The organism is Burkholderia sp. Ac-20392, assembly GCF_017104585.1.
In the GTDB taxonomy this organism is placed as follows: Bacteria; Pseudomonadota; Gammaproteobacteria; order Burkholderiales; family Burkholderiaceae; genus Burkholderia; species Burkholderia lata.
Window position 1 is genome coordinate 1 of the sequence record NZ_JAAGPB010000225.1, and the last position, 13,562, is coordinate 13,562.

At 67.7% G+C, this 13,562-nt stretch carries 13 protein-coding genes; 3 read left to right on the forward strand and 10 right to left on the reverse strand.

The genetic code is table 11. The annotated features are described in order from the left end of the window. Positions 1–98 precede the first annotated feature (98 nt). Together G3N99_RS22860 and G3N99_RS22865 are read left to right on the forward strand one after the other, a co-directional pair. Positions 99–1,481 (forward strand): amidohydrolase family protein, encoded by a 1,383-nt coding sequence (locus tag G3N99_RS22860; RefSeq protein WP_206123539.1) that lies wholly within the window; start codon positions 99–101, stop codon positions 1,479–1,481. 14 nt (positions 1,482–1,495) lie between these two features. Further along, on the forward strand, positions 1,496–2,221 hold the full coding sequence (locus G3N99_RS22865) for an aspartate/glutamate racemase family protein (RefSeq protein ID WP_206123540.1): 726 nt from the start codon (positions 1,496–1,498) through the stop codon (positions 2,219–2,221). 48 nt (positions 2,222–2,269) lie between these two features. Here G3N99_RS22865 and G3N99_RS22870 read toward each other — a convergent pair whose 3' ends face one another. Then, the gene (locus G3N99_RS22870) at positions 2,270–2,995 is read right to left on the reverse strand and encodes an SMI1/KNR4 family protein (protein WP_206123541.1); all 726 of its coding nucleotides are present in this window, start codon (positions 2,993–2,995) and stop codon (positions 2,270–2,272) included. Between the two features lie 220 nt (positions 2,996–3,215). On the opposite strand from G3N99_RS22870, the gene G3N99_RS22875 reads away from it, so the two are divergent. Then, positions 3,216–4,457, forward strand: coding sequence for an FAD-binding oxidoreductase (locus tag G3N99_RS22875; RefSeq protein ID WP_174936564.1), 1,242 nt, complete (start codon positions 3,216–3,218; stop codon positions 4,455–4,457). A gap of 30 nt (positions 4,458–4,487) precedes the next feature. Here the strand turns inward: G3N99_RS22875 and G3N99_RS22880 are convergent, their stop codons facing one another. The 9 genes from G3N99_RS22880 to G3N99_RS22920 form a co-directional block, all read right to left on the reverse strand. Further along, positions 4,488–5,243 (reverse strand): FadR/GntR family transcriptional regulator, encoded by a 756-nt coding sequence (locus G3N99_RS22880; protein WP_206123542.1) that lies wholly within the window; start codon positions 5,241–5,243, stop codon positions 4,488–4,490. Between the two features lie 68 nt (positions 5,244–5,311). Continuing rightward, entirely contained in the window at positions 5,312–6,202 is an 891-nt protein-coding gene (locus tag G3N99_RS22885) for an amidohydrolase family protein (protein ID WP_174939002.1), read from the reverse strand. A gap of 60 nt (positions 6,203–6,262) precedes the next feature. Further along, positions 6,263–7,204 carry an ABC transporter substrate-binding protein gene (locus tag G3N99_RS22890; protein ID WP_011354234.1) on the reverse strand — a complete coding sequence of 314 codons (942 nt, stop codon included), beginning with the start codon at positions 7,202–7,204 and terminating at the stop codon, positions 6,263–6,265. A gap of 106 nt (positions 7,205–7,310) precedes the next feature. Beyond that, positions 7,311–8,348: an ABC transporter permease gene (locus tag G3N99_RS22895; protein WP_174936552.1), complete on the reverse strand. Its 1,038-nt coding sequence runs from the start codon at positions 8,346–8,348 to the stop codon at positions 7,311–7,313. A gap of 16 nt (positions 8,349–8,364) precedes the next feature. Then, positions 8,365–9,903: a sugar ABC transporter ATP-binding protein gene (locus tag G3N99_RS22900; RefSeq protein ID WP_206123543.1), complete on the reverse strand. Its 1,539-nt coding sequence runs from the start codon at positions 9,901–9,903 to the stop codon at positions 8,365–8,367. 12 nt (positions 9,904–9,915) lie between these two features. Continuing rightward, positions 9,916–10,692, reverse strand: a complete 777-nt coding sequence (locus G3N99_RS22905) for an SDR family oxidoreductase (protein WP_174936548.1) — start codon at positions 10,690–10,692, stop codon at positions 9,916–9,918. A gap of 43 nt (positions 10,693–10,735) precedes the next feature. Next, complete coding sequence (locus G3N99_RS22910) at positions 10,736–12,013, reverse strand: L-fuconate dehydratase (RefSeq protein WP_174936544.1); 1,278 nt, start codon at positions 12,011–12,013, stop codon at positions 10,736–10,738. Between the two features lie 23 nt (positions 12,014–12,036). Continuing rightward, positions 12,037–12,879 (reverse strand): ureidoglycolate lyase, encoded by an 843-nt coding sequence (locus G3N99_RS22915; protein WP_206123544.1) that lies wholly within the window; start codon positions 12,877–12,879, stop codon positions 12,037–12,039. 41 nt (positions 12,880–12,920) lie between these two features. Beyond that, a partial coding sequence (locus G3N99_RS22920; protein ID WP_241011800.1) for an SDR family oxidoreductase occupies positions 12,921–13,562 on the reverse strand: 642 nt, incomplete at its 5' end.

Consider the following 13,562-nt stretch of genomic DNA (forward strand, 5'->3'; position numbering starts at 1 on the left):
TGTGCGACTGACGGGCTTCATGCCGCGCGCGGCGTCGAGCCTGCGCGCGGCGCCTGACGAATAACGACCCGACTATCCGAACCCGAGGAGACCCGACCATGAGCGTTCCTTCTTCTTCGCTGCTGATCCGCAACCCGATCGCGGTCATGAGCGGCCGCGCCGGCGACGCCGCGCGGCTCGGCCAGGCCGACCTGCGCATCCGCGACGGACGGATCGACACGATCGCGCCCGGCCTCGCGCCGCTGCCCGGCGAACGCGTGATCGACGCGACCGACTGCGTCGTCTACCCGGGCTGGGTCAACACGCATCACCACCTGTTCCAGAACCTGCTGAAAGCCGTGCCGGCGGGGATCAACGCGGGCCTGCAGGAATGGCTCGCGGCGGTGCCGTATCCGCGCGTCGCACGCTTCACGCCGGCACTCGCGCGCATCGCCGCGCGGCTCGGCTTCGCGGAGCTGTTGCTGTCGGGCGTGACGACCTGCGCCGATCACCACTACCTGTATCACGCGGGCGGCACGACCGAGACCGGCGACCTGCTGTTCGACGAGGCGGCCAGCTTCGGGATGCGCTTCGTGCTGTGTCGCGGCGGCGCGTTGCAGGCGGCCGGCGATCATCCGGGCTTCGCCGGCACCGCGCTGCAACCCGAGACGCTCGACCAGATGCTCGCCGACATCGAGCGGCTGAAGGCGCGCTATCACGACGCGGGCACGGCATCGATGCGCCGCGTGGTCGTCGCGCCGACGACGCCGACCTTCTCGCTGCCGCCCGACCTGCTGCCCGAGGTCGCGCGAGCGGCGCGCGGGATGGGCCTGCGGCTGCATTCGCATCTGTCGGAGACGACGCGCTACGTCGATTTCTGCCGCGAGCGCTACGGCAAGCTGCCCGTCGAATTCGTCGCGGAACACGAATGGCTCGGCCCCGACGTGTGGTTCGCGCACCTCGTTCACCTCGAAGCGAACGAAATCGCGATGCTCGCCGAAACGGGCACGGGCTGCTCGCACTGCCCCGTCAGCAATGCGCGGCTCGGCAGCGGCATCGCGCCCGTGCCGCGCATGGCGGCGGCCGGCGTACCCGTGTCGCTCGGTGTCGACGGCGTCGCGTCGAATGAATCCGGCAGCATGACGCACGAAGCGAATTTCGCATGGCTCGTGCATCGCGCGGCGCACGGCGCGACGGCCACCACCGCCGAGGACGTGCTGCACTGGGGCACGCAAGGCGGCGCGCGCGTGCTCGGGCTGAACGCGGTCGGCACGCTCGAAGCCGGCCAGGCCGCCGATCTGGTGCTGTACGACGTGAGCGGGCCGCGCTTCAACGGCTTCCACGACTACGCGATCGCGCCGGTGACGGCCGGCGAGCCCGCGCCGGTGAAATACAACATCGTGAACGGCCGCGTCGTGGTGGACAACGGCGAGATTCCGGGCCTCGACCTGGCTGCGCTGCGCCGTGCTGCCGTCGACGCGGTGCAGCAGTTGCTCGATTGAACGGACGCCCTGCGATGAATCCGCGCATCCGCATCGGCATCCTGACGCCGTCGTCGAACACAGCGCTCGAGCCGCTGACGACCGCGATCGTCGCCGGGCTGCCAAACGTCAGCGTGCATTTCGCGCGCTTCACCGTGACCGAGATTGCGCTCACCGAGGCCGCGCTCGACCAGTTCGATGCGGCGCGCATTCTGGTCGCGGCGCGGCAGCTCGCCGATGCGCGGGTCGACGTGATCGGCTGGAGCGGCACGTCGGCCGGCTGGCTCGGCTTCGAACGCGACGCCGCGCTGTGCCGCGGCATCGAGAAGGCCACCGGCATTCCGGCGACGACGTCCGTGCTCGCGTTGAACGAGTTGCTCGAACGCACCGGCGTGCGGCGGCTGGGCCTCGTCACGCCGTATCTCGCCGACGTGCAGCAGCGAATCGTGCGCCAGTATGCGCAACTCGGCATCGATTGCGTGGGCGAGCAGCATCTCGGGTTGCGCGACAACGCCAGCTTCGCGGAGGTACCCGATACGCAGCTTGCCGCGTTGATGCGCCAGGCTGCGCGGGCGCGGCCGGATGCGGTGACGACGTTCTGCACGAACCTGCATGCCGCCCATCTGGCCGGACCGTTCGAGCAGTCGACCGGAATCGCGGCCTACGACACGGTGTCGACCGTCGTGTGGAAAGCGCTGAGGATGGCGGGGGTCGATACGCGCGTGCTGGCGCGATGGGGGAAGCTGTTCGCGATGAAGTGACGATGCGGTGGATTGCCCGTACGCGCGGCAGGCGCCGGGCGTGTCGGATCATCGCTTGTCGGCTTCGTCGACGAAAATCTCGAACCACGCGTTCATCACGGCCCAGAAATCCACGGGCTCGAGTTCGGTCGGGCGCTCGTGCCACCACAACCGCCCTGCCGGATTGCGACTGCCCGCCCCGTCACTCGAATCGACGCACAGCCAATCGCCGCTGCCGTTATGAAACACGGCCCGCACGAGATCCGGGTTCACGCCGAGTTTGCGTCTCTCGGTGGCTGTCAGATCGAGCTTGTCCGCCAGCACGGCCTGATCGGCGAGCGGCAACGGCCCCATCGAATTCGCGGGAAAGAACGTCCAGCCGTCGTGCACGGATTGATGGAAACGCCGCAGCGCTTCAGGCAGTGCGGTCCAGGGGAACTCATCATCCGGCCCCCGCTCGCCCAACGGCGCGCGGCCGATGAAGAAATTCAGGTCGTCGTGCCCGACCGTGTACGGATACAGCAGCACGACGTCGCCGCCGTCGCGGCGGAACACGGCCGGACGCACGAGCTTGTCGCGAAAGAACTGCGCGACGGCCGGCAATCGATCGGTGACACCGGCCCACATCTGCACGAGCGTATCCGCCCGCATGTCGTCCGGCGTGGCGAGCAACGCGCGCCATGCAGCCGGCACGTCGACATCGGCCGGGATCTCGTCCGCCGCGAGCCAGACGCTGCCGGTCGCCCGGAAGCGCTTCAATTCCGCCGCATACCCCGCTGCGGTCAACTCGATCATCGCGTGTCACCCTCGAAGGCCGGAACCCGCGCATTCTACTGCCCGCGTCGTCGCGACGATCGCGAATCGTCGCGCACGGGCCACCTGCCATGCGCGGGCCGCACGCGTCCTCTTGGTGCGCTACGCCGCCGCGAGTATGCTTGCAGTTCGAAGAACGCTCTCCAACCCGGGTGCAAACGCCTCATCGCGGGCGCGCGCCGCTAACCGTCACTCACCATCGATGGATTTCGACGTCATCGTTCTCGGCGCAGGCATCGTCGGCGTCTCCGCGGCACTCCACCTGCAGGATCGCGGCCGCAAGGTCGCCCTCGTCGATCGCGGCGCGCCCGGCGAAGGCACGAGCTTCGGCAACGCGGGGCTGATCGAGCGCTCGTCGGTCGAGCCGTATCCGTTCCCGCGCAGCCCGTTCACGCTGATGCGTTATGCGCTGAACCGCTCGACCGATCTCTACTGGCACAGCGCGTCGCTGCCCGCCTTCGCGCCCTGGCTTGCACGTTTCTGGTGGGAGTCGGCGCCGCTGCGTCACGCGGCAGCGTCGCGCGACATGCTGCCGCTGATCGAGCGCTGCATCGTCGAGCACGACGCGCTGATCGCGCGGGCCGGCGCCGGCGAACTCATCCGCGCGAACGGCTGGCTGGAAGCGTTCCGCACGCCGGCCGCATTTGAACGCGGCGTGGCCGAAGCCGGACTCACCGCACGCCGCCATGGGCTCGGCATCACGCCGCTCGATGCGGCCGCGCTGGCCGCGCACGAACCGAGCCTCGCCCCCGGCTTCTGCGGCGCGCTGCACTGGCTCGACCCGAAAAGCGTCGTCGACCCGTCCGAACTCGTCAAAGCGTACGCGCACCTCTTCGTGCAAGGCGGCGGCACGCTGTTGACGGGCGACGCCGCGAGCCTCGACGCGCTGTCGCCGGGCTGGCAGGTCAGCACGCAGGACGGCATGGCCGCCGCACCGGCCGTGGTCGTCGCGCTCGGCCCGTGGTCCGACACGGTGTTCGGCAAGTTCGGCTACAAGATCCCGCTGCGCGAGAAGCGCGGCTATCACATGCACTACGCGCCGTCCGCGCGCGGCGTACCGTCGGCGCCGATCGTCGATCGCGAATACGGTTACGTGATCGCACCGATGAAGCGCGGGCTGCGGCTGACGACCGGCGTCGAGATCGCGCGGCGCGGCCTGCCGCCCACCGGCGTGCAGCTCGAACGCGCGGAACGCGTCGCACGGCCCGTGTTCGGTTTCGGCGAACGGCTCGACCCGCAACCGTGGCTCGGCTTCCGGCCGTGCACGCCCGACATGCGCCCGGTGATCGGCCCCGCGCCCGCGCATCGCGGCCTGTGGTTCTCGTTCGGGCACAACCATCACGGGCTGACGCTCGGCCCCGTCACGGGCCGCTTGCTGGCCGAGATGATGACTGGCGAAGCGCCGTTCACCGATCCGGCGCCGTATCGCGCCGATCGCTTCTGACCCGGCAACAGGCCACGCTTCGACGCGCGCTCAGTCGAGCGCGCGGCCGAAGATGCGGATCACTTCGTCGAGATGCTCGGCCATCGCGCGGCGCGCGGCGTCCGGGTCGCGTGCGCGGATCGCATCGAGGATCGCGCGGTGCTCCAGTTCCGACCGATGCGGCATGTCGTTAGGCATGTACAGCGACTGCAGCCGCTGGAACATCAGGTCGTACTTGTGCGCGAGCAGTTGCTTGATCATCAGCGCATACGCGGCGTTGTCGCTCGCCTCCGCGATGCGAATATGAAACAGCCGGTCGCCCGGATGCGTGAGCGAGCCGCTGCGGTTGTCTTCCTGGTTGCGCAGGAACGCCTCGTGAATCCCTTCGATCTGCTCGTCCGAGCCGTGCTTCGCGGCCAGCGACGCGGCTTCCGGCTCGATCAGCCGGCGCGCCTGCAGCAGCGCGAAAGGCGGGATTTCGGTATCGAGGTCGAGTGCGATGCCGAGTTCGGGATCGATCTCGATGATCGTGAACGGCGCGGCTTTCGTATCGGGTTCGGGTGCGGCGGCGGCTTCAGGATGGCGCACCTTCACGCCGTCGCCGACGCGCACGCTCACGAGCCCGCTCACTTCGAGTGCGATCAGCGCCTCGCGCACCGAGGTGCGCGACACGCCGAACTGTTCGGCCAGTTCGCGCTCGGGAGGCAGATAGCTGCCCGGCGGAAAATCGCCGGACTCGATCATCGCACTGAGCTTGTCGGCGATCTGCTGGTAGAGACGGCGGTTCTGAATCGGCTGGATGGACATACGTTGATGCAGGTGATCGGTTTCGTTCCGGACGGTCTGACGAATCGAACAGACCGTTCGCGCCTATTTTATATGCCGCGCGTCCCCGCGCCCGGCACCGCATAGCAGCGCGCGGCCGTGCCGCCCCACAGCGCGTTGCGCTCGGCCGCCGACAGCCGCGACTCGGCCCAGCGCTCGATGATCGACGCGACTTCGTCATACGACGCGGCCAGCAGGCACACGGGCCAGTCCGACCCGAACATCAGCCGCTGCGGGCCGAACGCGTCGAGCGCCGCGTCGAGACACTGCTCGATATGGCGGACGTCCTTCCCGCGCAGGCCGCGCTTCCAGTCGACCTCGGTCACGAGCCCCGACAGCTTGCACGCGACATGCGGCAGCGCGCCCAGCTCACGCAACGCGGCGCGCCAGCGCGCCAGCGCCGTGTCGTCGCGCTCGAAGTCGGCGAGTGCCGGCTTGCCGACGTGATCGAGCACGAGCCAGTGCGCGTCGTGCCGCGCACAAAATGTCCACATGTCCCGCAACTGGTGCTCGAACGCGAGCACGTCGTACACGTACCCGTTCGCCTGCAGCCACGCGATGCCGCGATTGAAATCCGGCTCCGCGACGAACGCGCCTGCATCGGCTTCGTCCTGCACCTGGTGACGGAAGCCACGCAGCTTCGGGCTGCGCCATTCGGCAACGCGATCGGCGAGCTGCGGCGCGGCGAGATCCTCCCAGCCGACCACCGCCGCGATGCGCGCATCGTCGCGTGCGAGATCGAGCAGGAACGCCGTCTCGTCGCGCCCGGCGCGCGCCTGCACCGCGATCGACGCGCCGATCGCCTGCGCATGCATCAGCGGCCACAGCGCGTCGGGCAGGTAGTCGTGCGCAAGCACCCCCATCCCGGCGCCGATCCACGGATAGTCGGCGGCGCGATAGCGCCAGAAGTGCTGATGGGAATCGATACGCACTGCGCCCATGATGCCCTCGTGTCCGGTCGCCACGACGGCGGCGCATGCCGCCGCCGCTCGACGCAACGTTCAGTCGTACAACACAGCCGCGATCTTCGGATCGTCGATATTGGTCTTGTCGTACCAATAGAAGCCGGTATCGATGACCTTCGGCAGCTTCTCGCCCTTGATCGCCTTCACGGCTGCCTCGACCGTCTTGTAGCCGATCCCGATCGGGTTCTGCGTGATCGCGCCGGCCATCAGCCCGCTGCGGATCGCGTCCTTCTGCTGCTTGCCGGAATCGTAACCGACGATCACGACCTTGCGCTTCATCTCGCGCACGCCGTTGACCACGCCGATCGCCGAGCCTTCGTTGGTGCCGAACAGCCCCTTGAGCTTCGGATACGCCTGCAGGATCGACTTCGTCACTTCGGTCGACTTCAGCTGGTCGCCTTCGCCGTACTGCACGGTCACGACCTGCACCTTCGGGTGCGCCGACTTCATCCGTTCGAGGAAGCCGTCGCGGCGATCGATGCCGGTGCGGCTCGTCTGGTCGTGCGCGACCACGGCCACCTCGCCTTCGTCGCCGATCAGCGCGGCGAGCTTGTCGGCGGCGAGCGACGCGGCGGCCTTGTTGTTGGTCGCGGCCGTCGTCACCGGGATGTCGCTGTCCACGCCCGAGTCGAACGCGATCACCGGGATCTTCTCGGCCTGCGCCTTCTTCAGCAGCGGCAGCGCGGCCTTGCTGTCGAGCGCCGCGAAGCCGAGCGCGGCCGGCTTCTTCGCGATCGCGGCCGACAGCATGTCGATCTGCTTGTCGACCATCGCCTCGGTTTCGGGCCCTTCGAACGTCACCTTCACCTTGTAGTCCTTCGCGGCCTGCATCGCGCCCGCTTTCACGGCCTGCCAGAACTGATGCTGGAAGCCCTTCGAGATCAGCGGGATATAGGTTTCCTGCGCCTGCGCGCCGGCCGTGACGCCGACGGCGAACGTCAGCCCGACGATCGCGTTCAACACCTTGCTCCTGATCACTTCGCGTCTCCTTTTTTCGTATCGACTAAAACGACTGGAACGACCAAAACGACTGGGACGCCGGCCGGAACCGGCGATGAAGCACATGCCTGCGTGAATGCGTGCGTCAGCGGCGGCGCCGGCGCAGGATGTCGACGTAGACGGCGAGGATGATGATCACGCCCGTCACGACCGTCTGCCATTCCTGCGCGACCGACATGATGCGCAGGCCGTTCGTCAGCACGCTCATGATGAACGCGCCGATGATCGTGCCGACGATGCTGCCCGCACCGCCCGACAGCGACGTGCCGCCGATCACGACGGCCGCGATCGCATCGAGCTCGTAGCCCTGCCCGAGCGCGGGCTGCGCGGAATTCAGCCGCGACGCGATCAGCAGCCCGGCAATCCCGCACACCGCGCCGCTGAACGTGTAGACCGCGATCTTCCACGCGTCGACGTTCACGCCCGACAGCCGCAGCGCTTCCTCGTTGCTGCCGAGCGCGAACGTGTAGCGGCCGAAGATCGTCCGGTTCAGCACGATCGACGCGCCGATCGCGACGAGGAACAGGATCAGCACCGCGTTCGGAATCGGCAGCGCGGGGATCAGGTTGCCGATCAGCGAATCCTGCGCGATCGACGTGAAGCCCGGCGTGTCGTTGAAGTAGATCGGCCGCGTGCCCGAGATCACGAGCGACAGCCCCTTGAGCAGCATCATCATGCCGAGCGTCGCGATGAACGGCGGCACCTTCATCTTCGCGATCACGAAGCCCGACACGCAGCCCGACAGCGCGCCGAAGAACAGCGCCGCCAGGATCCCGAGCGGCAGCGGCATGCCCCAGTTCGTCAGCACGACGCCGGCCATCACCGCGCAGAACGTCATCAGCGTGCCGACCGACAGGTCGATGCCCGACGTGATGATCACGTAGGTACAGGCGACGGCCAGCACGCCGTTCACCGCGGTGGCCTGCAGGATCGCGACGAGGTTGTCGACTTCGAGAAAGTTCGGCGACGCGATGCTGAAGAACACGATCAGCAGCACGAGGCTCGCGAACGCGAGCAGCTTCTGGCGCGCGGCCGGGTTGAAGAAGCGGGCTTTCAGGCTCGCTGCCGCGGCCGGCGTGTCGCCGGGCGCGAGAGGCGGAACGGGATGCGTATCGTTGGACATGATCGTAGGGATTGAATCAGGACAATACGGTCGACTCGCGCTGCGTCGCGAGCTGCATGATCTTTTCCTGCGTGGCGTCGGCCGCGCGCAATTCGCCGGTCACGCGCCCTTCGCACATCACGAGAATCCGGTGGCTCATGCGCAGCACTTCGGGCAACTCCGACGAGATCATCACGATCGCCTTGCCGTCGGCGGCGAGCGCGTCGAGCAGCTTGTAGATCTCGCTTTTCGCGCCGACGTCGATGCCGCGCGTCGGCTCGTCGAAGAACAGGATGTCGCAGTCGCGCAGCAGCCACTTCGCGATCACGATCTTCTGCTGGTTGCCGCCCGACAGCAGCCGCGCCGGCTGTGCGACCGACGGCGTGCGGATCGCGAGCTGCCGCACGTACGCCTGTGCGGTGTCGCGCAGCGCACGCGCATCGAGAAACACGCCGCGGCGCACGAAGCGGCGCAGGCTCGACAGCGCGATGTTGTTCTGCACGTCCATCCCGACCGCGAGCCCGAAGTGCTTGCGATCCTCGGACAGGTAGCCGATGCCGTGCTTCACCGCGTCGGCCGGCGTGCGGATCGTCACGGTCTTGCCGTGCACGCGGATCTCGCCCGCATCGACCGGGTCCGCGCCGAACACCGCGCGCGCGACTTCGGTGCGGCCTGCGCCCATCAACCCGGCGAAGCCGAGGATCTCGCCGCGCCGCAGCGTGAAGCCGACATCGCGAATTGCGCGGCCGCGCGACAGCCCGCGCACTTCGAGCGCGACGTCGTTCGCGGACGTATCGGGCGGCGTACGGAATTCGGTAGCGAGCTGGCGGCCGACCATCATCGCGATGATCGTGTCCATCGACGTGTCCGCCATCGGCACGGTCGCAACATACTTGCCGTCGCGCATCACGGTCACGCGATCGGCTATCTGGCGCAGCTCGTCCATCTTGTGCGAGATGTAGACGATGCCGACACCATGCGCGCGCAGGTCGCCGATGATGCGGAACAACTCGGCGATTTCCGCGTTGTTGAGCGCGGCGGTCGGTTCGTCCATGATCAGTACGCGCGAGTCGAACGACAGCGCCTTCGCGATCTCGACCATCTGCTGCTTCGCCACCGTGAGCTGTCCGACCGGTGTGCGCGGGTCGAGATCGAGCCGCATCCGCGCGAAGATCGCGGCCGCGTCGCGGTTGAGTGCCGCTTCGTCGACGAACACGCCGAAGCGGCCGCGCGGCTCGCGGCCGATGAAGATGTTCTGCGCGACGCTCAGGTGGTTCATCAGGTTCAGTTCCTGATGGATGATGCCGATTCCGAGCGCCTGCGCGGCGCGCGGATCGGCGATCGCCACCGCGCGGCCGTCCATCCGGATCTCGCCGTCATCGCGCTGGTAGACGCCCGCGAGAATCTTCATCAGCGTCGACTTGCCGGCGCCGTTCTCGCCCATCAGCGCATGCACTTCACCGGCACGCAGGTCGAAACGACAATCGTCGAGCGCCTGCACGCCCGGGAAGCGCTTGCCGATACCGGTCAATGCGATCAACGGCGGTGCGGCGTTCGGAGTCAGGTCGGGTTGCATGGATCGCGGCCCCTAGCTGATCGCACGGTCGAGATGCGTATAGCCGCCGTCGACGAACAGCCACTGGCCCGTCGTGTGCGATGCGCGTTCCGACAACAGGAATACGGCCGTATCGGCAATTTCGTCGGCCGTCGTGAAGCGCTTGCCGAGCGGCACCTTGCCCGCGATGCCGGCCAGCTTCGCGTCGGGGTCGTCGAAGCCGGCGAGCCAGTTCCGGTACAGCGGCGTCATCACCTCGGCCGGAATCACCGCGTTCACGCGCACGCCGTCGTCGCGCAACGCGACGGCCCATTCGCGTGTCAATGCGAGCTGCGCGCCCTTCGATGCGCAATAGCCGCTCGTGTTGCCCTGCCCGGTCACGGCCGTCTTCGACGACAGGTTGACGATCGCGCCGCGCGTCGCCTTCAGGTGCGGCACGCAGTAATGCGCCATCACGTAGTAGTGGATCAGGTTGCGTTCGAGCGACGCGACGAATGCATCACGACCGGCATCGAGCCCGATGCTATCGTTGACACCCGCGTTGTTGACCAGGCCGTCGATGCGGCCAAAACGCGCGATGGTTTCCGCAACCGCTTCGCGGCACTGCCCATCGTCCTGCAATTCGACCGGGATGCATGCGGCCTGCGGCTGCTTCTGCAAGAGCGCGCGCCAGAACGCATCGTCGGGCGCGTGGCGCGCGAACACCACCGGAATCGCACCTTCTTCGGCCAGCCGCATCGAGATCGCGGCGCCGATGCCCGACGCGCCGCCGGTCACGATCACGACCTTGTGTTGCAGATTCAAATCCACTTCGCGTCTCCGTCGTTCATGTTGTCGGCACGCTCAACGCGTGTCAGCCGCGGAACCGGTACTGCTCCAGCGATTCGGGCTTCATCTCGATCGAGAAACCGGGCGCCGTCGGCGGCATGTACGCCGCGCCGCGCACGATGCACGGTTCGACGAAATGCTCGTGCAGGTGATCGACGTACTCCGTCACGCGCCCTTCCTTCGTGCCCGCAATGCAGATGTAGTCGATCATCGACAGATGCTGCACGTACTCGCACAACCCGACGCCGCCCGCATGCGGGCACACGGGCAACCCGTACTTCGCGGCCATCAGCATCACCGCGAGAATCTCGTTCACGCCGCCGAGCCGACACGCATCGATCTGCACGACGTCGATCGCGCCGCGCGCGATGAACTGCTTGAACAGCACGCGGTTCTGGCACATCTCGCCGGTCGCGACCTGCACGGGCCCGATCGCCTTGCGGATCTTGCGATGCCCTTCGACGTCGTCGGGGCTCGTCGGCTCCTCGATGAACCACGGCCGCGCGAACGCCAGCTCGCGCACCCAGTCGATCGCTTCGTCGACTTCCCATACCTGATTCGCGTCGATCATCAGCTTGCGGTCCGGGCCGATCACCTCGCGCGCGATCGTCACGCGGCGGATGTCGTCCTCCAGGTTCGCGCCGACCTTCAGCTTCACGTACTCGAACCCCGCTTCGACCGCTTCGCGGCACAGTCGCCGCAGCTTGTCGTCGCTGTAGCCGAGCCAGCCGGCCGACGTCGTGTAGCACGGGTAGCCGTCGCGCTCGAGCAGTGCGATCCGCTCGGCCTTGCCGGGCGCCTGCCGGCGCAGCAGGTCGAGCGCTTCGTCCGGTGTCAGGCAGTCGGTCAGGTAGCGGAAGTCGATTGCACGCACCAGCGCCTCGGGGCTCATGTCGGCCACCAGCCGCCACAGCGGCTTGCGTTCGGCTTTCGCCCACAGATCCCATACCGCATTGACGACGGCCCCCGTCGCCAGGTGAATCGCGCCCTTGTCGGGGCCGATCCAGCGCAACTGGCTGTCCGACGTGACGTGCCGCCAGAAGCGGCCCATGTCTTCGCGAATCCAGTCGAGGTCGAGGCCGACGACGAGGTGACGCATCGCGTCGATCGCCGCGCAGCATATCTCGTTGCCGCGCCCGATGGTGAACGTGAGCCCGTGACCTTCGAGCCCGTCGCGGTCGGTTTCGAGCACGACGTAGGCCGCCGAATAATCGGGGTCCGGATTCATCGCATCGGAGCCGTCGAGCTGGCGCGAGGTCGGGAAGCGCACGTCGAGGACGCGCATCGATCGAATGATAGGCATGACGAATCGTCCGCGAAAGGAAATCAGGCCTGCACGGTGCGCTGGCGTTGCTCGCCGAGCCCGTCGATGCCGAGCGTGATCACCTGCCCGGCGCGCAGATAGACGGGCGGTTTCTGCCCGAGACCGACACCCGGCGGCGTGCCGGTCGAGATCACGTCGCCCGGCTGCAGGCTCATGAAGCGGCTCAGGTAGCTGATCAGGTGCGGCACGCGGAACACCATCGTCGCGGTCGTGCCGTTCTGGTAGCGATGGCCGTCGACGTCGAGCCACAGTCGCAGCGCATGCGGATCGGGCACTTCGTCGGCCGTCACGAGCCACGGGCCGAGCGGCCCGAACGTGTCGTTGCCCTTGCCCTTGTCCCACGTGCCGCCGCGTTCGAGCTGGAATTCGCGTTCCGACACGTCGTTCACGACGCAGTAACCGGCGACGTGCGACAGCGCGTCGGCTTCCGCGATATAACGGCCGCCCTGGCCGATCACCACGCCGAGTTCGACTTCCCAGTCGGTCTTCTCCGAGCCGCGCGGAATTTCGACGTCGTCGTTCGGCCCCGAGATCGCGCTCGTCCACTTGCCGAACACGACGGGCTCCTTCGGCACGTCCATCCCCGATTCGGCCGCGTGGTCGGAATAGTTGAGCCCGATGCAGATGAACTTGCCGACGCGGCCGACGCACGCGCCGAGCCGCGGCGTGCCTTCGACGAGCGGCAGCGACGACGGCGGAATGTCGCGCAGCCGCGCGAGCGACGCAGGCGACAGCGCGTCGCCGGCGATGTCGTCGATCACGCCGGACAGGTCGCGAATGTGGCCGTGCGCATCGAACAGGCCCGGCTTTTCATGGTGTTTGTCGCCAAATCTCAGCAGTTTCATGTCGTGTTGAGCCGATACGGAAAGTGAATGGGAAGGCGCGGTCAGTTTGACCAGCCGCCGTCGATCAGGTGAATCGCGCCGGTCGTGAACGACGCTTCGTCGGATGCGAGGTACAGCGCGAGCGCGGCCACTTCTTCCGCGCTGCCGATGCGTCCGATCGGCTGGCGCGCGACGAACGCCTGGCGCACCTCGTCGGTCGACACGTGGCGCGTGCGCGCCTGGTCCGCGATCCGCTGCTCCAGCGACGGCGATTCGATCGTGCCCGGACAGATCGCGTTGCAGCGGATGCCCCGCTCGACGAAATCGGCGGCCACCGCCTTGGTCAGCCCGATCACGGCCGCCTTGGTCGTGCCGTAGACGAAGCGGTTCGGCACGCCCTTCACGCTCGACGCGGCCGACGCCATGTTGATGATCGACGCGCCGCCGGCCTCGAGCATCGCGGGCAACAGCGCGCGGATCAGCCGGTACATCGACGTGACGTTCAGGTTCAGCGAGAACGCCCATGCTTCGTCGTCGCAGTCGAGGATCGAGCCGTGGTGCACGAAGCCCGCGCAGTTGAACAGCACATCGAATGCGCGCTCGCTCGCGGCGAGCGCCGCGACGTCCTGCGCATCGGTCACGTCGAGCCGCCGCGTGGTCAGCCGGCCGCCCGCGCGTTCGGCGTCGGCCTCGAGCCGCACGAG